Annotated in this window: 26 protein-coding genes and 3 pseudogenes; 10 read left to right on the top strand and 19 right to left on the bottom strand. The window is 68.9% G+C overall.

Annotated features, from left to right (window positions below):
* Window positions 1–5 precede the first annotated feature (5 nt).
* A complete protein-coding gene (locus ACZ7IB_RS11120; protein ID WP_470911410.1) occupies window positions 6–869 on the top strand; it encodes a MaoC/PaaZ C-terminal domain-containing protein in 864 nt (287 codons plus the stop codon).
* 10 nt (window positions 870–879) lie between these two features.
* Here ACZ7IB_RS11120 and ACZ7IB_RS11115 read toward each other — a convergent pair whose 3' ends face one another.
* A complete protein-coding gene (locus ACZ7IB_RS11115) occupies window positions 880–1,515 on the bottom strand; it encodes a TetR/AcrR family transcriptional regulator (protein ID WP_470911851.1) in 636 nt (211 codons plus the stop codon).
* 368 nt (window positions 1,516–1,883) lie between these two features.
* Between ACZ7IB_RS11115 and ACZ7IB_RS11110 the strand changes: the two genes are divergently transcribed.
* On the top strand, window positions 1,884–2,228 hold the full coding sequence (locus ACZ7IB_RS11110; RefSeq protein ID WP_470911408.1) for a DUF2750 domain-containing protein: 345 nt from the start codon (window positions 1,884–1,886) through the stop codon (window positions 2,226–2,228).
* On the opposite strand, the pseudogene ACZ7IB_RS11105 reads toward ACZ7IB_RS11110, so the two are convergent.
* From ACZ7IB_RS11105 to ACZ7IB_RS11095, 3 genes and pseudogenes are all read right to left on the bottom strand, one after another.
* Window positions 2,225–2,643, bottom strand: a pseudogene (locus tag ACZ7IB_RS11105) (transposase). The gene ACZ7IB_RS11110 and the pseudogene ACZ7IB_RS11105 sit on opposite strands and share 4 nt — an antisense overlap.
* Complete coding sequence (locus ACZ7IB_RS11100; RefSeq protein ID WP_470911849.1) at window positions 2,643–3,008, bottom strand: transposase; 366 nt, start codon at window positions 3,006–3,008, stop codon at window positions 2,643–2,645. The pseudogene ACZ7IB_RS11105 and the gene ACZ7IB_RS11100 overlap by 1 nt, the downstream one beginning before the upstream one ends.
* Window positions 3,009–3,093: 85 nt before the next feature.
* Window positions 3,094–3,242: pseudogene (locus ACZ7IB_RS11095) on the bottom strand (dicarboxylate/amino acid:cation symporter); the annotation flags it as partial.
* Between the two features lie 65 nt (window positions 3,243–3,307).
* Here ACZ7IB_RS11095 and ACZ7IB_RS11090 point away from each other — a divergent pair.
* Window positions 3,308–4,750 (top strand): recombinase family protein, encoded by a 1,443-nt coding sequence (locus tag ACZ7IB_RS11090; RefSeq protein ID WP_470911406.1) that lies wholly within the window; start codon window positions 3,308–3,310, stop codon window positions 4,748–4,750.
* Window positions 4,751–5,009: 259 nt separating this feature from the next.
* On the opposite strand, the gene ACZ7IB_RS11085 is transcribed toward ACZ7IB_RS11090, so the two are convergent.
* From ACZ7IB_RS11085 to ACZ7IB_RS11065, 5 genes are all read right to left on the bottom strand, one after another.
* Window positions 5,010–6,344 (bottom strand): dicarboxylate/amino acid:cation symporter, encoded by a 1,335-nt coding sequence (locus ACZ7IB_RS11085; RefSeq protein WP_470911404.1) that lies wholly within the window; start codon window positions 6,342–6,344, stop codon window positions 5,010–5,012.
* 411 nt (window positions 6,345–6,755) lie between these two features.
* On the bottom strand, window positions 6,756–7,010 hold the full coding sequence (locus tag ACZ7IB_RS11080; protein WP_470911847.1) for a DUF4229 domain-containing protein: 255 nt from the start codon (window positions 7,008–7,010) through the stop codon (window positions 6,756–6,758).
* A 185-nt stretch (window positions 7,011–7,195) separates the two neighbouring features.
* Window positions 7,196–7,720, bottom strand: a complete 525-nt coding sequence (locus tag ACZ7IB_RS11075) for a GNAT family N-acetyltransferase (protein WP_470911402.1) — start codon at window positions 7,718–7,720, stop codon at window positions 7,196–7,198.
* A gap of 123 nt (window positions 7,721–7,843) precedes the next feature.
* On the bottom strand, window positions 7,844–9,007 hold the full coding sequence (gene mqnE, locus ACZ7IB_RS11070; RefSeq protein WP_327274613.1) for an aminofutalosine synthase MqnE: 1,164 nt from the start codon (window positions 9,005–9,007) through the stop codon (window positions 7,844–7,846).
* A gap of 90 nt (window positions 9,008–9,097) precedes the next feature.
* Window positions 9,098–9,553 (bottom strand): Lrp/AsnC family transcriptional regulator, encoded by a 456-nt coding sequence (locus tag ACZ7IB_RS11065; protein ID WP_470911400.1) that lies wholly within the window; start codon window positions 9,551–9,553, stop codon window positions 9,098–9,100.
* A 132-nt stretch (window positions 9,554–9,685) separates the two neighbouring features.
* Between ACZ7IB_RS11065 and ACZ7IB_RS11060 the strand changes: the two genes are divergently transcribed.
* On the top strand, window positions 9,686–9,820 hold the full coding sequence (locus tag ACZ7IB_RS11060; protein ID WP_327274611.1) for a hypothetical protein: 135 nt from the start codon (window positions 9,686–9,688) through the stop codon (window positions 9,818–9,820).
* Between the two features lie 8 nt (window positions 9,821–9,828).
* On the opposite strand, the gene ACZ7IB_RS11055 is transcribed toward ACZ7IB_RS11060, so the two are convergent.
* Entirely contained in the window at window positions 9,829–10,503 is a 675-nt protein-coding gene (locus ACZ7IB_RS11055) for a UbiX family flavin prenyltransferase (protein WP_470911398.1), read from the bottom strand.
* A 124-nt stretch (window positions 10,504–10,627) separates the two neighbouring features.
* Here ACZ7IB_RS11055 and ACZ7IB_RS11050 point away from each other — a divergent pair, with 124 nt between their 5' ends.
* On the top strand, window positions 10,628–11,251 hold the full coding sequence (locus tag ACZ7IB_RS11050; protein WP_470911395.1) for a rhomboid family intramembrane serine protease: 624 nt from the start codon (window positions 10,628–10,630) through the stop codon (window positions 11,249–11,251).
* Between the two features lie 12 nt (window positions 11,252–11,263).
* Here ACZ7IB_RS11050 and mqnP read toward each other — a convergent pair whose 3' ends face one another.
* The 8 genes from mqnP to ACZ7IB_RS11010 form a co-directional block, all read right to left on the bottom strand.
* Entirely contained in the window at window positions 11,264–12,181 is a 918-nt protein-coding gene (gene mqnP, locus ACZ7IB_RS11045) for a menaquinone biosynthesis prenyltransferase MqnP (RefSeq protein ID WP_470911393.1), read from the bottom strand.
* Window positions 12,178–13,635 (bottom strand): menaquinone biosynthesis decarboxylase, encoded by a 1,458-nt coding sequence (locus tag ACZ7IB_RS11040; protein WP_470911390.1) that lies wholly within the window; start codon window positions 13,633–13,635, stop codon window positions 12,178–12,180. Before ACZ7IB_RS11040 ends, mqnP begins: the two co-directional genes overlap by 4 nt.
* 58 nt (window positions 13,636–13,693) lie before the next feature.
* Window positions 13,694–14,539, bottom strand: a complete 846-nt coding sequence (locus ACZ7IB_RS11035) for an urease accessory protein UreD (protein WP_470911387.1) — start codon at window positions 14,537–14,539, stop codon at window positions 13,694–13,696.
* The gene (gene ureG / locus ACZ7IB_RS11030; RefSeq protein ID WP_470911385.1) at window positions 14,536–15,228 is read right to left on the bottom strand and encodes an urease accessory protein UreG; all 693 of its coding nucleotides are present in this window, start codon (window positions 15,226–15,228) and stop codon (window positions 14,536–14,538) included. Before ureG ends, ACZ7IB_RS11035 begins: the two co-directional genes overlap by 4 nt.
* A 40-nt stretch (window positions 15,229–15,268) precedes the next feature.
* Window positions 15,269–15,943, bottom strand: coding sequence for an urease accessory protein UreF (locus tag ACZ7IB_RS11025; RefSeq protein ID WP_470911383.1), 675 nt, complete (start codon window positions 15,941–15,943; stop codon window positions 15,269–15,271).
* Between the two features lie 65 nt (window positions 15,944–16,008).
* Window positions 16,009–17,946 (bottom strand): urease subunit alpha, encoded by a 1,938-nt coding sequence (locus ACZ7IB_RS11020; RefSeq protein ID WP_470911380.1) that lies wholly within the window; start codon window positions 17,944–17,946, stop codon window positions 16,009–16,011.
* Complete coding sequence (locus ACZ7IB_RS11015; protein ID WP_470911845.1) at window positions 17,939–18,658, bottom strand: urease subunit gamma; 720 nt, start codon at window positions 18,656–18,658, stop codon at window positions 17,939–17,941. Before ACZ7IB_RS11015 ends, ACZ7IB_RS11020 begins: the two co-directional genes overlap by 8 nt.
* Window positions 18,659–18,991: 333 nt before the next feature.
* Window positions 18,992–19,204, bottom strand: a complete 213-nt coding sequence (locus ACZ7IB_RS11010; RefSeq protein WP_470911378.1) for a hypothetical protein — start codon at window positions 19,202–19,204, stop codon at window positions 18,992–18,994.
* 111 nt (window positions 19,205–19,315) lie between these two features.
* Between ACZ7IB_RS11010 and ACZ7IB_RS11005 the strand changes: the two are divergent.
* From ACZ7IB_RS11005 to ACZ7IB_RS10985, 5 genes and pseudogenes are all read left to right on the top strand, one after another.
* Window positions 19,316–19,495: pseudogene (locus ACZ7IB_RS11005) on the top strand (SAM-dependent methyltransferase); the annotation flags it as partial.
* Window positions 19,496–19,567: 72 nt separating this feature from the next.
* On the top strand, window positions 19,568–19,972 hold the full coding sequence (locus tag ACZ7IB_RS11000) for a PLD nuclease N-terminal domain-containing protein (protein ID WP_470911375.1): 405 nt from the start codon (window positions 19,568–19,570) through the stop codon (window positions 19,970–19,972).
* 151 nt (window positions 19,973–20,123) lie between these two features.
* Window positions 20,124–20,552: a nucleoside deaminase gene (locus ACZ7IB_RS10995; protein WP_470911843.1), complete on the top strand. Its 429-nt coding sequence runs from the start codon at window positions 20,124–20,126 to the stop codon at window positions 20,550–20,552.
* A 115-nt stretch (window positions 20,553–20,667) separates the two neighbouring features.
* A complete protein-coding gene (locus ACZ7IB_RS10990) occupies window positions 20,668–22,821 on the top strand; it encodes a hypothetical protein (RefSeq protein ID WP_470911372.1) in 2,154 nt (717 codons plus the stop codon).
* A complete protein-coding gene (locus ACZ7IB_RS10985) occupies window positions 22,814–24,379 on the top strand; it encodes an ABC transporter substrate-binding protein (protein WP_470911369.1) in 1,566 nt (521 codons plus the stop codon). The genes ACZ7IB_RS10990 and ACZ7IB_RS10985 overlap by 8 nt, the downstream gene beginning before the upstream one ends.
* A 7-nt stretch (window positions 24,380–24,386) precedes the next feature.
* Here ACZ7IB_RS10985 and ACZ7IB_RS10980 read toward each other — a convergent pair whose 3' ends face one another.
* Entirely contained in the window at window positions 24,387–24,914 is a 528-nt protein-coding gene (locus ACZ7IB_RS10980) for an SRPBCC domain-containing protein (protein WP_470911367.1), read from the bottom strand.
* Window positions 24,915–24,935: the final 21 nt, after the last annotated feature.

The raw sequence follows: 24,935 nt of genomic DNA, 5'->3' as shown, positions 1-24,935 counted from the left end.
GTCCGATGACGGCTGCCGCCCCTTCCCGGACCCTGACGGCATCACTCGTACGGGGCGCGCTCACGTCCCCGTTCAAACGCGCCGGCCGGTCCGGTGCCACGCTCACCGCCGACCGGCTGACGGCCGGAAACGTCCGCGTCACCCCCGGCGCCCTCGCCGCGTACAGCAGAATCTGCGGCTTCCCCGAGTCGGGCCCGCTGCCGCTGACGTACCCCCATGTGCTGGGCTTCCCCCTCGCGATGCGGCTGATGACCGGGCGGAACTTCCCGCTGCCGGTCGTCGGGCTGGTCCACACCTGGATCGAGATCACCCGGCACCGGGCTGCACCCGTCAGGGATCCGCTCGAACTGACCGTGTATGCGGACGCGTTGACGCCGCATCGCCGTGGCACCGAGGTCAGCATGGTGACGGAGGCCCGTTCGGGCGGTGAGCTGGTCTGGGATTCGCGCAGCGGCTATCTGTCCCGCCACCCGACCACGACCGCTGTTGCTCCCAGCGCCGTCGGCGCAGCCCCTGCCACCGAACTCCCCGCCGTCGCCGAGTGGCGGCTCCCCGGCGATCTGGGACGTCGCTACGGTGCGGCGTCCGGTGACCGGAACCCCATCCATCTGTACCCGCTGACAGCCCGGCTGTTCGGCTTCCCGAGGGCCATCGCGCACGGCATGTGGACGGTCGCCCGCTGCCTGGCCGAGGCCGACGATCCGGGCCGGATCCGTTCCGTACGCGCCGACTTCGAGGCACCGGTCCTGCTCCCGGCGACGGTGACGTACGCGGCGGACGGATCGGGCTCCGCCTTCCAGCTCCGCGGCGGCGGACGGGTCCACCTCACGGGGTCGACGACGCGGGACGGTGGAGGAGCGGATTCGTGACCGGCCGATGCTACCTCTGACCGGTGGACTGGCTCGGCGGCAGCCACGGGCGACCGTGCATGAGGTTCCCCAGACCCGCCCAGGCGAAGTTCATCAGCGTGGCCGCGGCTTCCTTCGCCGAGACGCCCGGGGTGTCGTTGGCCCAGCCGGCGAGCGACTCCGCGGCCCCCACGAGGGCCTGCGCCAGACCCGCCACATCGCGGTCCGGCAGTGCCGGATCGTGGTGGGCCTCACGGGCCGCCGCACCGATCAGACCCGTCACGAACGCAACGATCTCGTCGCGCATCACCATGACCTCGGTGGCGAACGGCTCCCCGTGCGTACGCGCCTGCCGGTGCAGTACCGCCCAGCCGTCCGGGTTCTCCGCGGTGTGCGTGAAGAATGCCCGCAGCCCCGCCCACAGTTGCCGATCCGCCGGAAGCTCCGGCTCCACCCCCGACTGCACCGCTGCGACCAGCGCTTTCGCCTCGCGCTGGATGCAGGCGGTGAAGAGCTCCTCCTTGGAATTCAGATACAGATAGACCAGCGGCTTGGACACCCCGGCCAGCTCCGCGATCTCGTCCATCGAAGCGGCCCGGTATCCGCGCTGCCCGAACGTCCGTACCGCGGCGTCCATCATCTGCTGCTCGCGCACGGCACGCGGCATCCGTTTGCTCTTCACAGCACCCACGTCCGACTTCCTCCCGCCCCCGCTGCCCTGCTCCTCGGCAAGAGTACGGCGCAGGCCCCTTGCCCGTCGTACGGAGAGGGCTTTCGCAGCGCCGAGTGGCAGGTTGTGCCCCCGCCGAAAGTCATGTCTCCCGGGGGCCGGGATCACCCTGTGGTGGGACAGCGGTTCCCCCTGCGCGCGATGTTCCCGCACAGTCGGATCCGTAGCGTCCTCACCATGATCAGCCTTCGCAGCCGGGCCACGGCCACGGCGATCACCCTGGCCGTCCTGCTCGCCTCGCCCACGACCGCCTTAGTTAGAACACCTAACGAAATGAGTGGCGGGGAACGTTAGGCTCGGTGGTCATGAGTCAGAGTGGTTCGCAAGCGGCAGCATTCTTCCGAGACGTCCGCCAGAGCCGAGTGGTCTGGCTTGTCCGGGATGGCGACGGAAGCCCAACTTCCCTTTCCGCGGACGGCACGCGAAGTCTTCCCTTCTGGTCGACCTCGGCCCGCGCCCAGAGGGCGGCGAAGATCTGGGGGCATGGGCTACGGGTTGAATCCATGTCCCTGGATGCCTGGCGCGATCGCGATCTGCCTGATGCCGCCCGAGAGGGATTCATGATCGGCATCAACTGGAGCGGGCCGCGCCTCGTCGGCTGGAGCTTCACCCCGATGGAAGTTCTCAACCGACTGGCGGCGGCTGACTAGCTCACGGGGTCGCTCGCCAGAGCACGCGGTCGCCGACAGCAGATGAGTGCGCATCCGAGGGTGAAGAAGGCTTCGTGGATGTCGTCGCGAATCTCCCAGCGGGTCCGCAGTCGACGGAACCAGTGCAGATGGGCGAACGCGCGCTCCACAACGCAGCGTTGCTCGCCGAGGCCGGAGCCGTGCTCGGTGCCGCGGCGGGCGATCAGCGGCTTCACGCCGAGGCCCCAGACGCGACGGCGGTATTTGTCATGGCCGTAGCCGCGGTCACCGAGCACCACGTCCGGGCGGCAACGGGGCCGGCCCCGCTTGCCCCGCACCGGCGGCACGGCCTGGAGGAGTGGATGAGCTGGGTGACGTCGTTGCGGTTGCCGCCCGTCAGGGTGGCGGCGAGCGGGATGCCGGTGGCATCGGTGATCAGGTGGTGCTTGCTGCCCGCCCTGCCCCGGTCAGCGGGGCTTCGTCCCGTCTTGGGGCCCGTTTTAGCGCCCGAATGTGGGAGCCGTCGACCGCCGCCCGGGAGAAGTCCAGGGCGTTCGCGCCGCGGAGCTTGGCGAGAAGGACCTCGTGGAGCCGCGGCCACACCCGGGCCTCGGTCCATTCGGCCAGGCGGCGCCAACAGGTCATGCCCGACCCGAAGCCGAGTTCCTGCGGCAGGTGTTCCCAGGCGATCCCGGTGTGCAGCACGAACAGGATGCCCTGGAACACCAGCCGGTCCGGATGCCGCTTGCGTCCTGGATGCCGGGTCCGACGCTTGACCTTGGGCAACAGCGGCTCGATCACCGCCCACAACTCGCCCTCCCCGTCTTCGTCGCCTCGGGCACCGCTCCCTGAGGTGCCGGCCGGAGCCCGGCGGAAGCTGTGGCCGTTACACGGCGACCGGGACGCTCACCGGCTCCGCGTCGCGCACCTCGTCGTCGACCGGGGAGGCCGAGGCCGAATTGTGCGCATCGAGCTCGAGGATCTTCTCGCGGGCCCAGACGATCACGGGACCAGCGCCTGACCTTCCACGTCCGTAACCGGATTGTGTGTATGCACGTTGGTCAGAGCGCAGGTACGTCGTCCGTGACCAGGGGTGGGACATGGCCAAGCCGAAGCGTGTAGGGATCTACGTCCGGATCAGCAAGGACCGCAAGGGCCAGGAGCTGGGCATTCAGCGCCAAGAGAAGGCATGCAGGGAGCTGTGCGAGCGCATGGGGTGGGGCGTCCTCAAGCTCTACCCCGAGAACGACGTCTCGGCGTCGACCACGAGCAAGCGCCGCCGCTCCCAGTACACGGAGATGCTCCGCGACGCCCGCGACGGCCTCATCGACGGCATCGTCGTCTACTCCATCGACCGCCTGACGCGCCGGATCGGCGAACTGACCAGCTTCCTGGAGGAGCAGAAGGAGCACGGTTTCGCATTCGCCACGACCGAGGGCGAAGACACATCGACCGCCAACGGACGCATGATCCTGACGATCAAGGGTGCCGTGGCTCAGCAGGAGACCGAGCGCATGTCGGAGCGGGTCAACAACTCGCTTCTGCAGCGCAGGGAGCAGGGGAAACCGCACGCGGGCGGGAAGAGGCAGTTCGGCTTCAAAACGGGTTCACACTTCCAGGAGCTGGACGAAGCCGAGGCCGAGCTCATCCGCGAGGGCTATCGGATGCTGATGGATCGAAGCCCGAAGACGCCTGGTGACGTGTCTCGCTGCTGGAATTCCGAAGGAACTACGACCCCGCAGGGTGGCGCTTGGACGATCCAGTCCGTGAAGCGCGTGTACCGCTCCGAGCGGACCGGCGGAATCATCACCTACAAGGGCCAGGACATCGGGGACAGCATCTACGGCGCCCCGCTGACTCGGGAGCAGTGGGAGAACGTCCAGACCCTGCTTGACGGTCGAGCCGCACCGGCGGCGCAGGGCTCAGGCAAGAGGAAGCACTTGTACTCCGGATTCCTGCGATGCGGGAATTGCGGGTCCGCCCTGCGCGTCCAGTGGGCGACCATCCAAGGGCGGACGTTCCGGCGGACGTTCTGTCACTCTGGCCAGAGGGGCAAGGACGGCCGCCTTGGCTGCGGGAAGGTCAGCCGCAAGTACGTGTGGATCGAGGAGCGGCTCAACGAGGTGGTCGAAGTGGCCCTCAAGGCACGGATGCCCCAGCGGGAGGAAGTGCCGGCCGAGGAACTCACGGGCGAAATCAGCCTGTTGGAGACGCGTATCCGTGCGCTTCGGAGCCGTTGGAAGGACGGACAGATGGGGGATGAGGACTACTTCGACTCCTTGGCTCACCTCCGTGAAGAACTCCAGACTCTGCGTACGCGCGAGGCCGCGACGGTCATCCGTCGATCCCGCGCCGAGACCGACCCACTGACGATCTGGATGGACGATGGCGTCGAGAGCCTTGAGCGCCGCCGGGCCATCGTGGCGACGGTGATCGACCACGTTGACGTGTTCAGCGTCGGCCGCGGGCGGCGCAAGCCTCCCGAGGTCACGTCGATCAAGGTCAGGCCGGTCGGCGCGATGGACGAGGGTTCTTCGAGCTGACCGACTTGGCCCGGTCGGCAAGGCAGCCGTCGCTGGACGTCCTCCCACACCGGGTCCACGACAGGGGCATAGTCGTGCACCTCGGCAGTGAAGCCCACATCTCCGGTGCGCAGGCCGGTGACCAGCCACAGAATTCCGGGCACCGCGGCTCCGAGGCCCGAACCCAGATCATCGGCGCACGAGCAGCACACCCACCAACGGAACGTGCCCCACACCCAAATCGCGGGTGCGGGGCACGTTCCGTACGAGCCTGAGGACGTCAGGCGGCGGCGAGCACAGCCTGCGGCTCGTCCACGGGGGAGGACGTCGCCGCGTTGTACCTGTCGCGGTCGAGGATCTTCTCCCGCGAAGCCACAATCAACGGAGTTACAACTTGACCAGCAACGTTGGTAGCCGTACGCATCATGTCCAGGATCGGGTCGATGGCCATGAGCAGACCGACGCCCTCCAGGGGGAGGCCCAGCGTCGACAGTGTGAGGGTCAGCATGACCGTCGCACCGGTGAGACCGGCGGTGGCCGCGGAACCGATCACCGAGACGAACGCGATCAGGACGTAGTCACCGACACCCAGCTGGACGTCGAAGATCTGCGCGATGAAGATCGCCGCCAGCGCCGGATAGATCGCGGCGCAGCCGTCCATCTTGGTGGTCGCACCGAACGGGACCGAGAAGGAGGCGTACTCCTTCGGGACGCCGAGGCGCTCGGTGACCTTCTGGGTGACCGGCATCGTGCCGACCGAGGAGCGGGAGACGAAGGCCAGCTGGATCGCCGGCCAGGCGCCCTTGAAGAACTGCAGCGGGCTGAGCTTGGCGACGGTGACGAGCAGCAGCGGGTACACACCGAACAGCACCAGGGCGCAGCCGATGTAGACGTCGGCGGTGAACGTCGCGTACTTGCCGATCAGGTCCCAGCCGTAGTCGGCGATCGCGTAGCCGATGAGGCCGATGGTGCCGATGGGGGCGAGGCGGATGACCCACCACAGGGCCTTCTGGAGCAGCTCCAGGACGGACTCGCTGAGGGTGAGGATCGGCTGGGCCTTCTCACCGAGCTGGAGAGCTGCGATACCGGCGACGGCCGCCATGAAGACGATCTGGAGCACGTTCAGCTCGGTGAACGGCGTGATCACGTTGTCCGGGATGATGCCGGTGAGGAAGTCGAGCCAGGAGCCCGCGTGCTCCGGCAGCTTGCCGTCCTTCGGGGTGAGTCCCGTACCGAAACCCGGGTTGGTGATCAGGCCGATCGCGAGGCCGATGGCGACCGCGATCAGCGAGGTGATCATGAACCAGAGCAGGGTACGGGTGGCCAGCCGGGCGGCGTTGTTGACCTTGCGCAGGTTGGTGATCGACACCAGGATCGCGAAGAAGACGAGCGGCGCGACGGCCAGCTTCAGCAGCTGGACGAAGATGTGGCCGACCTTGTCGAGCGTGCTGTAGAGCCAGTTGATGTCGTATGTACGGGCAAGCCACCCGAGTGCGACGCCGAGGACGAGACCGGCGACTATCTGGGCCCAGAACGGGACCTTGGGTATACGGAAACCGGAGCCGGAGCCGGACGGGCTGTCGGTCGCGGCGGCGGACGCGGGATTCGCGGACACGGACACACTCCAGATGTGACGCATCGGGGCGCACGGGGACGTCGTGCGGGGGGACGGGGGTGCGGCGCCCGCGTCAGGGGGCGGCGCCGCTGCATGGTGCCGGTTCAGACGTTGCGGCAACAGACCGCGGACATACAGCGGCATAGATCGACGTGCAGGCGCTCCACGAGCGGGACGCTCGCGGCGAATCGATGGCGCACTGCTGTCTTCATGCCGAACACGTTAACACTTGAACTTTGAGAACCTCAAAGGTCTTCTTTGGGTGAGAACACGGCCCGGAGCGTCCGGCACACGCGCGGGAACGACGAAACCCCAGTACAGGAGCGCTCGCTCCGGCACCGGGGTTTCATACGGAAACTGTGCGGGGTGTGAGGAACCTTACGTAGCCCTTACGTCATCCTCACCGGGTCGTCACTGGGTGACGTGGTCCTCGCGGGTCCGGTTCGCTTCGAGCCGCGCCTTCGTGCGGTCGACCGTGGACACGATCTGCGCGGACATCTCGTCACGCTGCTTGCGCAGCAGCACGTAGCTGAGCGGCGCGGACAGGACCAGAGCGAGCAGGATCACCCAGATGAAATTGGAGCCACCCGCCCCCGAGGGAAGCAGACCGAAGTGGACGGCCGCGGCTGCGACGGCGAAGCAGCCGACGAAGATGCTGAGGCGCATCGCGGTGTACCGAATCGTCGCGCTCGGCTTGGCAGCGGACACAGTTGGCCCCTCTCTCTACGTACGACAGTCCTGCGATCCTGCCCGTCCAGTGAAGCATGCCCCGGAATCGATCACTTCGGAGGGTTGCACCAAAAGGGGTCCGACGGGGCCGCGTGCCTGTCGGCGGATCGGGGCCGAGGCCCTCAGCCGAGCGGCAGCAGCATGATGATGTCGTCGCGGTCGTCGCCGTCAGCCACCCGTATCGCGTCGGGCACCCGCCCGACCTCCTTGTACCCGCACGAGGCGTAGAACCGGTCCACACCGGTGCCGCCGCGGCAGGTGAGCCGGATCGCCTCCATCCCCTCCATCCCGCGCGCGGCCTGTGCCGCGGCGTCCATCAGGTCGCGCCCGTAACCCTTGCCCTGGTGGCGCGGGTGGACCATCACCGTGTAGAGCCAGAGCCAGTGGGTCATCAGCCGGTGCGTGTTGAACGCCAGGAAGGCCGTGGCCGCGACGGCGCCCTCCTCGTCGTAACCGACCAGCAGCCGGGTCCGCCCCTCGGCCATGGCGACCAGGTGCTTGACCAGTTCGGGCCGGACGTCGTCGGCCGTGACGGGCGGTACGAAGCCGACCGCACCGCCCGCGTTGGAGACATCGGTCCACAGCTCGGCGATGCCGTCCCGCAGGGTGCGGTCGAACTTGGGATCCAGCTCAAAAGTAAGCGCCATAGGCGCAGATTAACTATTACCGATCCATCACCTCAAGCCTTGTCCGGTACGCGAGAAAGCCCCGGCCGGCGGCCGGGGCTCTCATAACATCCGAACTACTGACGACGCGGCAGGTCGAACGGGTCAGACGCGCATCGGCTGCGGCGACTCGCGCCGCCCGGCGTCCGGGCCCGGGTACTCGCGGATGATCTCGTACCGCGTGTTGCGCTCGACGGGCCGGAAGCCCGCGTCACGGATCAGGTCCAGCAGGTCCTCGCGGCCGAGCTTGTTCGGCGTGCCGTAGTTGTCCGCATCGTGCGTGATCTTGTACTCGACGACCGAGCCGTCCATGTCGTCCGCGCCGTGCTGCAGCGCGAGCTGGGCGGTCTGCACACCGTGCATCACCCAGAAGACCTTGACGTGCGGGACGTTGTCGAAGAGGAGCCGCGAGACCGCGAAGGTCTTCAGCGCCTCGGCGCCGGTCGCCATCGTCGTCCGCGCCTGGAGCTTGTTGCGGACCTTGCCGTCCTTCATGTCCACGAAGTCGTGCTGGTAGCGCAGCGGGATGAAGACCTGGAAGCCGCCGGTCTCGTCCTGCAGCTCGCGCAGCCGCAGCACATGGTCGACGCGGTGACGTGGCTCCTCGATGTGCCCGTACAGCATCGTCGCCGGGGTCTTCAGGCCCTTCTCGTGGGCGAGACGGTGGATGCGCGACCAGTCTTCCCAGTGGGTGTTGTGGTCCACGATGTGCTGGCGGACCTCCCAGTCGAAGATCTCCGCGCCGCCACCGGTCAGCGACTCCAGACCGGCCTCGATCAGCTCGTCGAGGATTTCGGAGGCGGAGAGCCCGGAGATGGTCTCGAAGTGGTGGATCTCGGTGGCGGTGAACGCCTTGAGGGAGACCTGCGGCAGGGCCTCCTTCAGCGCACTGAGCGAGCGCGGGTAGTAACGCCACGGCAGGGTGGGGTGCAGCCCGTTGACGATGTGCAGCTCGGTGAGGTTCTCGCCCTCCATCGCCTTCGCCAGCCGGACGGCTTCCTCGATGCGCATGGTGTACGCGTCCTTCTCGCCCGGCTTGCGCTGGAACGAGCAGTAAGCGCACGACGCGGTGCACACATTGGTCATGTTGAGGTGCCGGTTGACGTTGAAGTGCACGACGTCGCCGTTCTTGCGCGTACGCACCTCGTGCGCGAGGCCACCGAGCCAGGCCAGGTCGTCCGACTCGTAGAGGGCGATGCCGTCCTCGCGGGTCAGCCGCTCCCCTGCGCGGACCTTCTCCTCCAGCTCGCGCTTGAGCCCAACGTCCATGCGGCTGCCTCCCAGTTGTCGACGCGCTGTGCCTTTCCCGGTGATACCGGGCGAAACCCCCGGTCACCCGGGGGCTCCACCACGTTACGCCTACGCCTCCTCGGGAAGTCCCCCGACCCGGTTCTCCCACTTGGTGGAGAGCACGATGGTGGTGCGCGTGCGCGAGACACCCTTCGTACCGCTGAGCCGGCGGATGGTCTTCTCCAGGCCGTCCACGTCACCGACCCGCACCTTGAGCATGTACGAGTCGTCGCCCGCGATGAACCAGGCGTCCTCGATCTCCGCGAGGTCCTTCAGCCGGCGCGCCACGTCCTCGTGATCGGCGGCGTCGGAGAGCGAGATACCGATCAGGGCCGTGACCCCGAGCCCCAGGGACGCGGCGTCGACGGTGGCGCGGTAGCCGGTGATGACACCGGCGGTTTCCAGCCGGTTGATGCGGTCGGTGACGCTGGGCCCGGAGAGCCCTACGAGCCGCCCCAGCTCGGCGTACGAGGCCCTGCCGTTCTCCCTGAGGGCCTGAATGAGCTGCCTGTCCACCGCGTCCATGTGACTGAAACCTTCCATTGTTCAGCAGTATCGCGAGTTTACGTGTAGAATCTAAGGCATGCAGGCTTCAGCGCCTGCAAATCTTTCCGAACATCCAAAAAATGCTTTCGAATCTTCAGGAGTGAGAACACCGTGTACACGATCGAGATGGCCTACGCCCGAATGCGCGAGCTGCAGGACCTGGCCAACCGCTCGCGTGCCCACCAGCCCGCCGCCGCGCACCGGGTCGACAAGACCCGCACCTCGCGCGCCAAGAAGAAGCGCTGACCGCAGGTTCAGCCTCCGGAGCCGCGAGAGCCGCCACCGAGCTCTCCCTCCCATCGGCGGTACAGGTCGTGCGGCACCCCCGCCGCGTCCAGCACCCGCCCCGCGACGAAGTCCACCAGATCCTGGATGTGCGTCGCCCCCGCATAGAACGCCGGAGAGGCGGGCAGCACGACGGCGCCCGCCTCGTCCAGGCTCACCAGATGCTTCAGCGTCTGGCCGCTCAGCGGTGTCTCGCGCACCGCGACGACCAGCTTCCGCCGCTCCTTGAGCGTCACACTCGCGGCCCGCTGGAGCAGATCCTTCGAGAGTCCGAGCGCCACCCCGGCCACACATGCCGTCGAAGCCGGGACGATCAGCATCCCCTTCGCCGGGTACGACCCCGAGGACGGCCCGGCGGCGAGATCACCGGCCGCCCAGTGCCGTACACCCTCGATGTCCACATCGAAGGTGTGCGGCTTCCCGTCCGCCCCTCGCGCGAGCCAGCTGCGCAGATCCTCCTGCCAGTGCGCGTCGCGGAACGCGATCCCGGTCTCGTCCAGCAGCGTCAGCCGCGACGCCCGGCTCACCACCAGATCGACGCTCTCCCCCGCGGCCAGCAGACCGCGCAGCACGGCGGCGGCGAATGGGGTGCCCGAAGCGCCTGAAACCCCGACAATCCAAGGCTGCCGCTGGTGCTGACTCACTGAAGTCCCGGAATCCACACAGCCGAGCCTATCCGGCTGCCCGAACCCGGAACCGAGTGAGCTGCCTCAGCCGTTTTGAGGGGTGGAGACAGGGGCGACACAGGAGACCGGCAGGGGGGCCGCGATGGCCGCATCGTCACATCGAATTGCACCGGCGTGGAGCGCGGGCGACCGCGCGAAGGCCGCGGCCAAGCTGATGCTGGGCTGGGTGGCGTTCCTCTGGATGCTCGAAGTCGTCGACGTGTCGAGTGGCCACTCACTGGACACGTACGGGATCGAGCCGCGCCGGCCCGGCGAACTGCTGGACGTCGTGCCCGCTTCCTTCATCCACTTCGGCTTCGGCCATGTCGCCTCCAACAGCGTGCCGCTGCTGATCTTCGGCTTCCTGGCCGCGCTGGGCGGCATACGCCGGTTCGCGGCCGTGGCCGCGCTGATCATCGTGGTCGACGGTCTCGGGGTCTGGCTGGTCTCGCCGGCCGGCTCCAACACGGCGGGCGCGTCCGGACTGGTCTTCGGCCTCTTCGGCTATCTGCTGGTCCGCGGCTTCGTGGACCGCAGAGTGCTGGACATCGGCGCCGGGCTGGTGATCGGCGCGATATGGGGGTCGTCGATCCTGCTGGGGATCTCCCCCGCCAACACCTCGGTCAGCTGGCAGGGCCACCTGTTCGGACTGGCGGCGGGCGTGGCGGCGGCGTTCGTCTTCCGCCGCCGGAGCACGACGGCACCCGCCCCATCGCTCATGCCGTAGGGCCCGTCCGGCTCAGACCGTCAGACCCCGCACCAGCAGATCCAGCAGCGCGCACGCGAACAGCGCTATTCCGATGAACCCGTTGACCGAGAAGAACGCCCGGTTCAGCCGGGACAGATCGTGCGGGCGCACCACCCGGTGCTCGTACACGAAGGCGACGGCGACGATCACCATGCCGATCCAGTAGAAGAGCCCCGCCTCCGTGGCCAGCCCGAACCAGACGAGCAGCCCGGTCGTCACCACGTGGCTGACCCGCGCACCCCAGAGCGCGGCCGGAATCCCGAACCGGGCCGGCACCGACAGCACCCCGTGCGCCCGGTCCGCCTGGACGTCCTGGCAGCCGAAGATCAGGTCGAAGCCACCGATCCAGATCCCGACGGCGAGACCGAGGATCACCGCGTCCCACGACCAACTGCCGGTCACCGCCAGCCAGGCACCGATCGGCCCTATCGCCTGCGCGATACCGAGGATGGCGTGCGGGTAGTGGGTGAACCGCTTCCCGTACGGATAGACCACCATCGGTACGACGGCGACCGGCGCGAGCGCCAGACAGAGCGGGTTCAGCAGAGCCGCCGCCCCGAGGAAGACGACAACAGCGACGAGCGCCCCCGTCCACGCCGACTTCACGGACACCGCCCCGGTGACCAGTTCCCGGCTCGCGGTGCGCGGGTTACGGGCGTCGATCTCCCGGTCGATGATCCGGTTGCAGGCCATCGCGAACGTCCGCAGCCCCACCATGGCGATGGTGACGAGCAGCAGCCTGACCCAGTGGATGGACTTGTCCGCCTGGAACATCGCGGTCAGGGCGGCGATGTAGGCGAAGGGCAGCGCGAAGACCGAGTGCTCGATCATCACGAGCCGCAGAAACGCCTTGACCTTGCTGTTCGGTTGTACGGGCCCTGAGCCCAGTGCTGCTTCGGCGGCACTCACAGTCCGTATTCCTTCCACCGGCGGTCGACCTTCGCCGCCGTCTGAGGGTCGGACTCGACCATGTTCGGCCAGCCCCCGTCCCGGGTGTAACCCTCCTCGGGCCACTTCTTCGTCGCGTCGATGCCCGCCTTGCCACCCCAGAACTGCTGGTAGGAAGCATGGTCGAGATGATCGACGGGCCCCTCGGTGACGGTGAGGTCACGCGCGTAGTCCGTATTGCCGAGCGCCCGCCACGCCACCTCGTGCAGATCGTGGACGTCGCAGTCGGAGTCCACGACGACGATCAGCTTGGTCAGCGACATCATGTGCGCACCCCAGATGGCACTCATCACCTTCTGGGCGTGCTTCGGGTACTTCTTGTCGATCGAGACGATCGCACAGTTGTGGAAACCGCCCGCCTCCGGCAGGTGGTAGTCCACGATGTCCGGCACGATGATCTTGAGGAGCGGCAGGAAGAACCGCTCCGTGGCCCGCCCCAGCGGCCCGTCCTCGGTCGGCGGCCGGCCCACCACGATCGACTGCAGCAGCGGACGCTTCCGCATGGTCACGCAGTCGATGGTCAGTGCGGGAAACGGTTCCTGCGGCGTGTAGAAGCCGGTGTGGTCGCCGAACGGCCCCTCGGGAAGCATCTTCCCGGGCTCCAGCCACCCCTCGATGACGACCTCCGCCTGCGCCGGGACCTGCAACGGCACGGTCTTGCAGTCGACCATCTCGATCCGCTTGCCCTGGATGAACCCGGCGAAGAGGTACTCGTCGATGTCCCCCGGCAGCGGCGCGGTGGAGGCGTACGTCACCGCGGGCGGCGCCCCGAACGCGATCGCGACCGGCAGCCGTTCCCCGCGCTTGGCGGCGACCTGGTAGTGGTTGCGGCTGTCCTTGTGGATCTGCCAGTGCATCCCGATGGTCCGCCGGTCGTGGCGCTGGAGGCGGTACAGACCCAGGTTCCGCACACCCGTCTCCGGGTGCTTCGTATGAGTGAGCCCCAGGTTGAAGAAGGATCCGCCGTCCTCGGGCCAGGTGAAGAGCGCGGGCAGCTGATCCAGATCCACGTCGTCGCCGGTGAACACGACCTCCTGCACGGGCGCGCTCTCGGACTTCACCTTCTTCGGCGGCACATGCACCATCGAGCCGAGCTTCCCGAATGCCTCCCGCACCCCGACGAAGCCGTGCGGCAGCTCCGGCTTGAGCAGCCCGCCGATCTTGTCGCTGATATCGGCGTACGACTTCAGCCCGAGCGCCTTGAGCAGCCGCTTGTCGGTCCCGAAGACATTCATGGCCAGGGGCATCGAGGACCCCTTGACGTTCTCGAAGAGCAACGCGGGCCCGCCCGCCTTGTTCACCCGGTCGACGATCTCGCCGACCTCCAGATACGGGTCGACCTCGGCCTTGATGCGCTTGAGCTCGCCCTCGCGCTCCAGGGCCCGGAGGAGGGAACGAAGATCGTCGTAAGCCATGCCGTCCAGTTTGTCATCACCCCTGGCGATCACCTGGGGTGCCCCACCTCAGCGCCCCTCACGGAACGCGGACGCGCCCGTGTCCGCCCGGGACGGTACGGCGGAAGGCGGCCTGTGCCGTGTCGAGGAGGTGGCGCAGGCTGAGACCGTCCGGGGCGACGGCGGTGACCAGCGCGGCGGGACCGGCGAGCGGTGTCAGCACGGCCTGGCCGTCTTCCGGGGAGCCGCCGAGCAGTTGGACTTCAAGGGGCGTCTTCTCGAAGACCGGGTCGACGATCAGGAGCTGCCCGGCCGCACGGTGGCCGGCGAGGACGGCGGGGCCGTCCCAGCCGGGTGCACCCGGTCCGTACTCGGCCTGTTGGTCCAGCAGAGTCCGCCCACCGCGTCGGACGGTGAGACGGGTCGCCACATGGCCGGGAGATTCGCCCGTGCGTCCAAGGATCTGTTCCTCACGCAGTACGAGCCGTGCGGTGGGGGCGAGGTCGACGGTCCAGGTCTGGCGCAGATCGCTGCCACCCGCGCAGATCAACGGCTTGGGGAGCCAGTGGAGCTGTGCGTGCTCCCCTGCCGTCAGATGCACGTCGTACGTGGCGTGCTCGGAGGTCGGGCCCCGCAGGGCGAGGGTCGCGGCGGCGGAGGTGATGTGCAGCGCCGCGCCCTGCTGGGCGGTCGCTTCGATGCGCAGCCGGTCACCGCCGAGAGGGGCACTCATCGCGCCGACGACGCACACCCGCGCCTCGCTCCCGTGTGAGCGCAGACGGCGCAGTTCGAAGGGCCCGTCACCGTCGAGGACGGGCAGCGTGGTGGTGCCGTCGGCGGCGGCTGCCATGATGCGGGCGGTGGCACGTACGCCCACTGCAGTCCGCCCAGGAGCCGCCGCGGCCGACGGGGATACGAGGGTCATGCTGGGCCTGCGGTCCAGTCGGTGAGTCGCCCGCGGACCCAGTCGGCAACCGGCTTCGCACCGCCCTCGGTCTTGAGGGAGGTGAAGGCGACAGGGAGGTGGCCGCGCTGGACCTCGGCGTCGCGCGCCATGCCCTCCAGGTCGGAGCCGACGTAGGGGGCGAGGTCGGTCTTGTTGATGACGAGGAGGTCCGAATTGGTGACGCCGGGGCCGCCCTTGCGCGGGATGTCGTCGCCGCCCGCCACATCGATGACGAAGATCTGGGCGTCGACCAGGCCCTTGGAGAAGGTGGCGGTGAGGTTGTCGCCGCCCGATTCCACCAGAACCAGGTCGAGGGGGCCGATGGCGTTCTCCAGGTCCTCGACGGCTTCGAGGTTTGCGGAGATGTCGTCGCGGATCGCGGTGTGCGGGCAGGCTCCGGTCTCCACCGCGGTGATCCGCTCGGCGGGCAGTACCGCCTCGCGGAGCAGGAATTCGGCGTCTTCGCGCGTGTAGATGTCGTTGGTGACCACGGCGATGGACAGCTCGTCGCGCAACGCCCGGCACAGGGCTGCGACGGTGGCGGTCTTGCCCGAGCCGACCGGCCCGCCCAGGCCGATCCGCAGGGCACGCCGGGTGCCGTCGGGGCGCCGGGGTTCAGCGCTGTAGGTGTGGCGTTCGGGGAACGTCTCTGCGTGGTCGAGGTGCATACGGGCTCCAGTCGTGCGTGGTGTTCCGTGGTCGTGGGTGTCAGGAGGCGAAGAGGCGTACCGGCCAGGCGGCGTGCTGCTGCGCGGTGATGTCCAGCAGCGGCGCGGAGGCGGCGGGCAGGGCGTCGAGCCCCTCCTCGGGGATACGCCCGGCGGCCGCGGCCGCCCCGGCGGCGGTCCGGTCGAGGTCGGGGGCGAGGCGTGCGAGGACGGCGGTGGCGTCGAACGGGTCCAGGCTCAGCAGCCGGACCGCCGCAGTGGCCGGGCCGCTGACGGTTTCGTACGCCACCGCATACGCGGCATCCAGCGGTGCCAGCCCGGCCGACCGCGCGGCCAGACCCAGCACCACCGGCTGGTGCGCGCCGCGCGGCCGGGCCGCGGCCAGTGCGTCCAGCTCGGCCGACGGCCAGGTCGCGCGGGCGGCCCGCATCATCTGCCGCCCCAGCTTGCGGGCAGTGGTCCGCAGCGCCTGCACCGGAGTACGGGCGTCGGCGGCCTCGTCCAGCGCCAGCGGATCGTGGCCCGCGGCGGCCGCGGCGGCCAGTGCCGCCGCGACCAGGCCCGCGGTGTGCAGCCGCCCCCGGCAGAATTCCTCCAGCGAGTCCGCATCCTTGATACGGCCCGCGGCCACGGCCGGCTCGGCTCCGCCGGAGTGCGCGTGCCCTCCGGCGGGGAAGCGGCCGTCGGCCAGGACGAACAGCGCGGCGCGGCTCATTTTCCCAGGTCACCTTTCGTCACTCATCGTCGAAGCTCACGCTTCACAGCTCGCCGCTCGGGATCTCAGAAGAGGAAGTACCGCTGCGCCATGGGGAGTTCACGGGGATAGTTCCGCTCGACGATCTGGCCGTCGATGCGGGTCGTCACGTCCTCCACCTTTGCGCCCCCGACGATCACCTCGAAGGTGTCGGGGTCGATCCGGACATCGGGGGTGGCGCTGTTCTCCTTCATGTCCGCCTTGCCGATGTCACGTGTGCTGCTGATGGCCTTGAACTGCTTGCCCAGCGGGAGACGTTCGGGCAACCCGTTGTCGATGGCCCGTTGGGTGACGAAGTTGAACGAGGTGGAGCGGGGCGCCAGGCCCGTGGCGCCCCACATGGCGCGGGGCAGGACCGGCTGCGGGGTCGGGATGGACGCGTTGGCGTCGCCCACCTGCGCGTACGCGATCTGCCCGCCCTTGATCACCTGGTGCGGCTTGACCCCGAAGAACTTCGGCTCCCACAGCACCAGGTCGGCCAGCTTGCCGGGCTCCACGGACCCGACCACTGCGTCGATTCCCTGGGCGATCGCCGGGTTGATGGTGTACTTCGCGACGTACCGCCGGGCGCGCCTGTTGTCGGCTCCCACCAGCCGCCCGCCCTCCGGCTCTTCACCCTCCGGCCGCTTGTCACCCTCCAGGAGGCCCCGCCGCGTCTTCATGACGTGCGCGGTCTGCCAGGTACGCATGATCATCTCGCCGATGCGCCCCATGGCCTGAGCGTCCGACGACATGATCGAGATGGCACCGAGGTCGTGCAGAATGTCCTCGGCGGCCATCGTGGAGGGCCGGATGCGGGAGTCCGCGAAGGCCAGGTCCTCCTTGATCTTCGGATTGAGGTGATGGCAGACCATCACCATGTCGAAGTGCTCCTTGACCGTGTTGATGGTCAGTGGCCGGGTGGGGTTGGTGGAGGCGGGCAGCACATTGCCCTCATGCACCATCTTGATCATGTCGGGGGCATGGCCGCCTCCCGCGCCCTCGATATGGAAAACATGGATGGAACGGCCATCGATGGCCCGAATGGTGTCGTCGACAAAGCCCGCCTCGTTCAACGAGTCGGCATGGAGCGCGAGTTGGACGCCAGTCTCCTCGCAGACCTTCAGGCACTTCTTGATGACCGCCGGTGTGGCGCCCCAGTCCTCGTGGATCTTGAAACCGATGACGCCCGCGTCCACCTGGTCGTACATCGACTTCTCCGACATGGTGGCGCCCTTGCCGAGCAGCCCGATGTTGACCGGGAAGGAGTCCAGCGCCTCGAATGTCCGGGCGAGATGCCAGGAACCGGGTGTGACGGTGGTGGCGGTGCTGCCCTCCGCCGGCCCCGTACCGCCCCCGATGAGCGTGGTCACGCCCGCGGACAGCGCCTCACCGACCTGCTCGGGGCAGATGAAGTGGACGTGCGTGTCGACCCCGCCCGCAGTGAGGATCTTCCCGTTGCCCGCGATGACCTCCGTATCGGGGCCGATGACGAAGTCCGTGGGAATCGGGCCGACGTCGTTGTGGTTGTCGGCCCCCCCGTGGAGGGGGTCCATGGTCTCGTCGTTGTACGCCTTGCCGAGCGCGGTGATACGGCCGTCGCGGATGGCGACATCGGCCTTGACGATGCCCCAGTGGTCCAGGACGACCGCACCGGTGATCACCGTGTCGGGGGGCATGACGGCATCGCCGCCATCGGACTCACCGGGGCCGCCCTTCCCGTCGGCGTCGGCCGGGTCGCGCGGCGCGGTGGACTGCCCCATCGACTCACGGATCACCTTGCCGCCGCCGAAGACCATCTCGTTCCCGCTGCGCCCGGGACCGCCCGACCAGTCGTCCTCGATCTCGATCCGCAGCTCCGTGTCGGCGAGGCGGATGCGGTCGCGGACCGTCGGGCCGAACCGGTCCGCGTACGCGGCGCGGGTCAGAGGGTCGGAGCGTTCGGGGAGCTCCGGGCAGCAAGGACACTCGGCGAAGTCAGTCATCGGACTCGCCCCCACCCTCACCGAACGGACCCTCCGTGTTGTCGAGTGAGCCGTCGATCTTTCCGGGCAGACCGTCGGTCCTTTCGCGCAGTCCGTGGACCAGTCGCTTGCCCTCGATGGGTACGAGTTCGACTTCTTCGGTGATGCTGGGCTCGAAGCGTACGGAGCTGCCGGCCGGGACGTGCAGACGCTTGCCCCAAGCGGCCTTGCGGTCGAACTCCAGCCCGGAGTTGGCCTCGGCGAAGTGGTAGTGGGAACCGATCTGAACGGGACGGTCGCACGGGTTCTTGACGGTCAGGGACGTGATCTCACGCCCCTCGTTGAAGCGCACCAATTCGTCTTCCGGCTTCGCGGAGTAATCGATTCTCCCTGGGTGGACCAGCCCCTCTTCCTCCTCGCCCGCCTCCGGGAAGGGGTCGTGGATGGTGACCAGTTTCGTACCGTCGGGGAACGTGGCCTCCACCTGCACGTTTTTGATCATCTCGGGGATGCCCTCCATGACCTCCTCACGGGACAATAACTTCCGTCCGGAAGACATGAGTTCCGCTACGGTGCGGCCGTCCCGGGCCCCCTCGAGGACATGCACGGTCAACAGCGCCACCGTCTCGGGGTAGTTGAGCCGAACCCCCCGAGCCCGACGCTTCTGGGCGACGTCCGCCGCCAAATGAATCATCAGGCGCTCTTGTTCATGTGGAGTCAGGTGCACAGCCATTCCCCCTGCGTTCGCCCTGCCCAGGGCTTCTGCCCCGGGCGCTTGCGCTGGGGCCCGGCCACGCACCATCGGCAGTGCGGGCGGAGTCTCCACGACTTCACGCCCACGCCATCGGCGCAGCACGGCTTCCTCGGCCATCCCGGCCGCAGCCCCTCGCGGAACCATCATGATCACGCCGACAGAGCCGGAAACGAGCACAGCTCGACCGCCGCCCATATGAGTGACGGTCGAGCCGATACGCCCGAACCTGAGGCTCCCCTGTGGTTCAATCGCGGCCGCCTGGTCACCCAGTGGCCATCAACACCGGAAGGCTCCGCGCGGTATTCAAGGCACTTACGGCCTGTGAACATCTTCGGGCTCCGTGCCCCGCCCCGCCGACCTGCCCTGCTGGAGCCGTCCGCCCCGGCTCTCGGCGATCCGCAGCGCATCGGTCAGGCACTCGGCCAACCGGGCGGCAGCGAAGCGGAGTTCCGTCACTGTCGCGCCTGCGGCGGCAATGATCGGCCTGGCGCAGTCGAGGACCTCGGCCGCCATGCCAAGTTGCACGACCTCCATCTGGTCCGCGACGCGCGAAACATATCCATGGCCGTCCGTACGCAGATAGCACGGCCCGCCATCCGGCCTGGCCCATGGAAGTAACCGGGCGCTGATGGAATCGAGTTGCTCGGCGTCGAGGGCCCCGCCTGGGCGCTGCTGAAAGCGACCGAGCAGCATACCGGTGAGTCACTCACCGGATCACGGATGTTCACCTCCGCGCTGGCCGCGGCCCGCATGGCGGAGCCGTACCCCGACCTGCTCGCCGCCAGTTCCCACCTGCTCGCCGTGGGCCGTAATTGACACCGGCTACTCTGGGCCCGTCACCGGGGCGGGACAAGCCCCGCCATCTCTCCGCAGGGGGACCTTTCCACCATGTTCCGGGCCCTGATCTATCTCCTGCCTCTGGCGCTGACGATCTACGCGTTCATCGACTGCCTGAACACCCCCGAGGACGAGGCCAAGCACCTGCCGAAGATCGCCTGGGTCTTCATCATCCTGCTGTTCTGGATCGTCGGCCCGATCGTCTGGCTGGCCGCGGGCAAGATGCGCCAGGTGCCCGCCGGGGGCCGTACGCCGTCCGAATGGCACCGCAATCACCGATCGCAGTGGGTGGCGCCGGACGACAATCCGGAGTTCCTGAAGGCGCTGAAGGACGAGAACAAGAAGGACGAGTCGCTCCTCAAGGACTGGGAGGCGGATCTGCGCCGCCGTGAGGAGGAGCTCAAGCGTCGCGAGAGCGGGACGGGGCCGGAGGAGTCGGCGCCACCCGCTTCTTAGACCGACCGGCAAATGGGGGGCGGCGTCGCGAAGGGCCGGCCGGTCCTTGTCGGCGGCCCGTGCATGTCGTTGGACACGCTGCGGCCGTCATGGGTGCCGGGAATCGGCTGTCCGCACGGTGGAGAGTGGGCGCGTGAACGACTACCGCGCCATGCTCGCCACCGCCCTCGCCGAGGCCCGTGCCGGGCTCGCCGAGGGCGGCATTCCCATCGGTGCCGCGCTCTACGGGCCGGACGGCAGCCTCCTCGGCCGCGGCCACAACCGCCGCGTCCAGGACGGCGATCCGTCCATGCACGCGGAGACGGCGGCGTTCCGAGCGGCCGGACGGCAGCGCTCGTACCGGGGCACGACGATGGTGACGACGCTCTCCCCGTGCTGGTACTGCTCCGGCCTCGTGCGGCAGTTCGGGATCTCGCGGGTGGTGATCGGCGAGGCGGAGACCTATCCCGGCGGGCACGACTGGCTGGCCCGGCACGGAGTGGAGATCGTGCTGCTCGACGATGCCGAATGCGTCGCGATCATGCGGGACTTCGTACGGGACCATCCCGACGTGCGGAACGAGGACATCGGCGTTGACTGATTTATCGCCCCGAGTCCCCGATCGTTCGAAAATCTTCATCTTTCTCCAACACCCTGCCGATATCCTTGTGTTGACGGTGTGACAGATCGGGTGGGGCGTCGGCGCTGGGGGTGCTGTGGAGAGAGAGCTGTACGGGCGCGAGGCGATCTTCGGCAACGACGGACTTGCGGCGCGTCTGACAGGTCTCACTCCGTACGGCTCCGCCCGGGTCGCGTACGAGCATCGTGACGATCCGCCGGTCGCCGTGCTGACCGGCGGCCGCGGCATGGGAAAGACGGCCGCGCTCAAGCAGCTGCGCCATCTGTACCGGGAGATCACCCCGGTGGCCCTGGTCGACTGCGAGGCCGTCGTGCCGCCCGCGGACCCGGGCCCCGGCTGGACTCCGGTCACCGGGGCGCTGCCGGAGCTCGCCACCCAGCTGACGGCGAAGGTGCATGCCGCGCGGCCGGTGCAGTTTCCCCGGCTGAGCCTCGGGCTCGTGGCGGTCGCCTCGATCTCCTGGACGCGGGAGGACGAGACGCGGGCGCAGCGGGATCTGCAGTCGCTCGGCCCGGTGCTGGCGACCGTCGACACCCGTGGGGACGCGGCGACGGGCTGGGTCACCAAGGTGCTGACGAAGCTGGCCGCGAGTGCCTTCGACTCGGTGGTCCCGCTGGCCGGGATGGTCGCCGAGGCGACGATCGAGACGGTGCTGGAGGAGACGTTCAGCCGGTTCCAGCGGCGTTCGGCGGACTGGTACGGGAGTTATCCGCACGCGGGTGGCAACGGCAGGATCGGGCTGCGGCAGCTGGCGGTCGATTTCGAGCGCGGCGGTGATCTGCGCCGCCGGGCCGAGGATCATCTGGTGCTCGCGCTGGTCGCGGATCTGGTGCGGGCGTACGGGGGTCTGGCGCGGGGCGCCCGTCGGGGCCGTCCGGTGCTGCTGCTGGACAACGCGCACACGAGGCTGGGGCGGCAGCTGGTCGAGCCGGTACTGCGGCAGCGGACCGGTGGGGCGCGGGATCAGATCGCCGTGTTCGCCTCCTCGCGCACCCGCGGCCACGAGGGGCTGAGCCATGCGGTGCGCCGGCGGCTGCCCGAGGTGGCGCACGGCTCGCACTGGGCTCGCGGTTCGGAGGTGACGTCCGGGATCCTGGCCGTGGAGCTCACCCCGCTGGGCCCGGCGCACGTACAGGCGGCGTTCGACCGGCACGATCCGGTGGGCCGTACCCCGGCCGGGCTGGCACGTGGGGTGCACCGGCTGACGGGTGGGCGCCCGCTGGGTGTGGCGCTGTTGGCGCAGGCTGCGGGCGAGGCGCTGGTGCCGGGGACGCCGCGGCCGGGCTCGCTGGTGCCGGGGGCGCTGCTGGACCGCACGGTGGAGCTGCGTGAGGACCGGGCGCCGGTGCGGGTCGCGGACGAGCTGTTGGCTCAGCTGCTGCCGGGGCAGCAGCTCGACGTGCTGAGTGTGCTGGCCGCCGCGCACGGAGAGGACTCGGCGCGGCTGCTGGCCACGGCCCGGCTGCGCGGCCGCTCGCTGGACGGCGATGTGGCACTGCAGGTACGGGACATGCTGCGGGCCCAGGACTGGCCGGTCGGTCCCGAGTACTTCGTCGCCGATCCGCTGCTGCGTGCGCTGCTGCTGCACCGGCTGCGGTTCCAGGACGACGACCATCCGTACTACGCGGTATGGCGTGCGGTGCACGAGACGCTGCGCACGGCGTACGCGCCCGGGGGCCGCTGCCCGAGCGTCCCGCACCGGCTGCACCAGGAGCTGGTGCTGGGCAGGACGAGGGACTGCGTGACGCATCTGCGGGAGCGGTTCACCGACGGGGATGTCACCGCCTGGCTCGGCTCGTTGCGGTTCATCGCCTCGGCCCCGTATCCGCGTCCGCCCGGTTACGCCGGCCCCGATCCGCGGCGGGCGGTCGCGCTCGGCCGCGAGGCGGCCGGTTCGCTGCCGGACGGGGAGACGGGGCTCGCGGGGCTCGGCGAGCGGGCCGTGGAGCTCCAGTTGCAGCTGCGCCGGCTGCTGCACGCCGTATGGCTGCTGTCCGATCCACTGGCTCTGCCGGACGAAGAGGTGATCGACAAGATGGCGCACGAACTGCGACAACTGTCCGGCGGGCATCCGACGGGCAACAGCGTGCTGTGGGACGCGGCGACGCACTGGCCGCGGGACATCAGGGCCTGGCGGCCGCTGTCCATGCCGCCGGGATCGCCGGACACGGGTGGACCGGGCACGGGCGGAAGCGGGCAGAGGCGGGGGAACGGTGGCTCGGATGCGTAATCCACTGCGTTATCGCGTCTGGTACACGGCAAGGCAGAAGGTGGTCACCACGGTGGTGGTCGGCGCCCTGGTCGTCACGTCCGGCTGGTACGGCATCGGCCGGCTCACCGCCCCCGAGGACCGCTCGTGCGCGAAGGGTGTAGAGCGTCCGCAGGGCAGCGACGAGTGCATAGGTGTCTCCGGCGACGGTTACGACTTCGGGCGGCCGAAACTGACCGAGGTCGCCGCGGCCATCGCCCGGGAGAACAACACCCTCAAGCCCGGCCGGTACGCGACGGTCGCGCTGCTGCTGCCGCTGACGTCGACGGACGAAGCCATGCAGACGAAGATGCAGCGCGAGCTGCAGGGCGCGTTCGCCGAGCAGTACCGGGCCAACCATCTGTCGAACGAGCAGGTGCCGAAGATCCGGCTGGTTCTCGCCAACACGGGGAAGAACAACCTGCTGTGGCAGCCGACGGTGGACCGGCTGAAGAAGATGACCGGGGCCCCGGACCATCTGCGGGCCGTGTCGGGGGTCGCCACCAGCAGTACGCAGGTCAGGTCGGCGGTCAAAGAGCTGACCGCTGCGCACATCGCGGTCGTCGGTACCACGATCACCGCCGACGACATCGCCAACGGCCCGGGCGGCGACCCGTTCCCCGGTCTGGCGCGGGTGTCGCCGACGAACCGGGACGAGGCGCGGGCGCTGGCGCACTTCGGGAAGGTGAAGGCGGACAAGGCGCTGCTGGTGCAGGACACCCGCACCGGGGACCACTACACGGACACGCTGCGCGCGGCGTTCACCTCGCTGGTGAAGGGCACGCAGTACGAGCCGCAGCTGTTCACCTCGCGTAAGGACCCCAACGACGAGGGCACCACGGCCAACACCTTTCAGCAGATCACGCACCTGATCTGCGACACGGATGCGGATACGGTGTTCTTCGCCGGACGCCACACCCAGCTGCGGCAGTTCATCAACGCACTCGGGGCCCGCGGCTGCCAGAGCCGCCCGTTCACGATCCTGACGGGCGACGAGGGCTCGTACCTCGGCAGCGACAAGAAGCTCGACCGGGGTGCGCTGCGCCGCAAGGTGACGGTCCGCTACGCCTCGCTGGCGCACCCGGACGCCTGGGCGGTGGCGAAGGAGAAGGGCGGGGCGGCGACGGGCGGTTCCCCGGCGGACTACCGGAGCTTCCTGGACCTGCTGGCCACGGTGGCGAAGAAGCCCGTGGGACCGATCGGTCCGACCGGTCACCAGGAGCTGACCGACGGCCAGGTCATCATCGCGCACGACGCGATGTCGCTGGCGGTGCACGGCATCCGGCAGGCGACTGGGGAGGACGAGCAGCTTCCGCAGCCGGCGGACGTGGGTGAGCAGTGGCCGCGGGTGAAGGGTTCGCTGCGGGTGTCGGGGGCCAGTGGCTGGATCTGCCTGGACAACCACGGGAACCCGTACAACAAGGCGGTGCCGGTGGTGGAGCTGGCGCCCGAGGACGCCCGTCAGCGGTTCGTGGCGATCGCCTGGCCTGAGCGCACGCCGCCGGACCCGAAGTGCCTGCCACCGTCCTCGGCACCGTGACGCCGCGTCACCGCTCGGCCGCCGCGTACTCCTCGCGCAGCCCCGCCCACCGGACCGGGGTCCACTTCGACCAGTCGGCGGGGTATCCGTCGAGCGCGTCGACGAGGTAGCCGAAGTGGTCGTGCCAGCCGGCGAGGCAGTCCAGGCGCAGCTCGTCGTCGCCCCGGAACTCGTTGGTGAAGCGCAGCAGCACATGGTCGCCGCGCGGTGGCTCCAGGTGGAAGCGGATGCGGCCGTGGAGTCCTTCGAGGGTGTATTCGGCGACCCGCTCGATGTCCCAGGCGGTGACGATGCCGGAGGCGACCGTGGCATGCCCGTCCCGGTCGGTGTTCAGCCAGCGCAGCGTGACGGCCCCGCCGATGCGCGGTTCGAACGGGTCGGCGGCGGCGAGCCAGCCGGGCAGCCCCTCGGAACTGGCAACGGCTGCCCACACCCGTGGAACGGGATGGGGCAGCCGTAGCGTGAACCGCAGGATGTGCTGGTCACCATGGGTTTCGCTGGTGCCACGCTCGATGACGGGGGTCGCATCGGTCATGGTTCCAGCGTGGCCCGGTGG

Source organism: Streptomyces sp. NPDC037301, assembly GCF_055602785.1.
Note: the sequence above shows the minus strand (reverse complement) of the source record. Positions and strands in the feature narration are given on the sequence as shown.

Bases quoted from the DNA above. Each gene is read 5' to 3' on its own strand.
- ACZ7IB_RS11120 (WP_470911410.1), top strand. From the start codon at position 6: ATGACGGCTGCCGCCCCTTCCCGGACCCTGACGGCATCACTCGTACGG.
- ACZ7IB_RS11115 (WP_470911851.1), bottom strand. From the start codon at position 1,515: ATGCCGCGTGCCGTGCGCGAGCAGCAGATGATGGACGCCGCGGTACGG.
- ACZ7IB_RS11110 (WP_470911408.1), top strand. From the start codon at position 1,884: ATGAGTCAGAGTGGTTCGCAAGCGGCAGCATTCTTCCGAGACGTCCGC.
- ACZ7IB_RS11090 (WP_470911406.1), top strand. From the start codon at position 3,308: ATGGCCAAGCCGAAGCGTGTAGGGATCTACGTCCGGATCAGCAAGGAC.
- ACZ7IB_RS11080 (WP_470911847.1), bottom strand. From the start codon at position 7,010: ATGCGCCTCAGCATCTTCGTCGGCTGCTTCGCCGTCGCAGCCGCGGCC.
- ACZ7IB_RS11075 (WP_470911402.1), bottom strand. From the start codon at position 7,720: ATGGCGCTTACTTTTGAGCTGGATCCCAAGTTCGACCGCACCCTGCGG.
- mqnE (WP_327274613.1), bottom strand. From the start codon at position 9,007: ATGGACGTTGGGCTCAAGCGCGAGCTGGAGGAGAAGGTCCGCGCAGGG.
- ACZ7IB_RS11065 (WP_470911400.1), bottom strand. From the start codon at position 9,553: ATGGACGCGGTGGACAGGCAGCTCATTCAGGCCCTCAGGGAGAACGGC.
- ACZ7IB_RS11050 (WP_470911395.1), top strand. From the start codon at position 10,628: ATGGCCGCATCGTCACATCGAATTGCACCGGCGTGGAGCGCGGGCGAC.
- ACZ7IB_RS11040 (WP_470911390.1), bottom strand. From the start codon at position 13,635: ATGGCTTACGACGATCTTCGTTCCCTCCTCCGGGCCCTGGAGCGCGAG.
- ACZ7IB_RS11035 (WP_470911387.1), bottom strand. From the start codon at position 14,539: ATGACCCTCGTATCCCCGTCGGCCGCGGCGGCTCCTGGGCGGACTGCA.
- ureG (WP_470911385.1), bottom strand. From the start codon at position 15,228: ATGCACCTCGACCACGCAGAGACGTTCCCCGAACGCCACACCTACAGC.
- ACZ7IB_RS11025 (WP_470911383.1), bottom strand. From the start codon at position 15,943: ATGAGCCGCGCCGCGCTGTTCGTCCTGGCCGACGGCCGCTTCCCCGCC.
- ACZ7IB_RS11020 (WP_470911380.1), bottom strand. From the start codon at position 17,946: ATGACTGACTTCGCCGAGTGTCCTTGCTGCCCGGAGCTCCCCGAACGC.
- ACZ7IB_RS11015 (WP_470911845.1), bottom strand. From the start codon at position 18,658: ATGGCTGTGCACCTGACTCCACATGAACAAGAGCGCCTGATGATTCAT.
- ACZ7IB_RS11000 (WP_470911375.1), top strand. From the start codon at position 19,568: ATGTTCCGGGCCCTGATCTATCTCCTGCCTCTGGCGCTGACGATCTAC.
- ACZ7IB_RS10995 (WP_470911843.1), top strand. From the start codon at position 20,124: ATGCTCGCCACCGCCCTCGCCGAGGCCCGTGCCGGGCTCGCCGAGGGC.
- ACZ7IB_RS10985 (WP_470911369.1), top strand. From the start codon at position 22,814: ATGCGTAATCCACTGCGTTATCGCGTCTGGTACACGGCAAGGCAGAAG.
- ACZ7IB_RS10980 (WP_470911367.1), bottom strand. From the start codon at position 24,914: ATGACCGATGCGACCCCCGTCATCGAGCGTGGCACCAGCGAAACCCAT.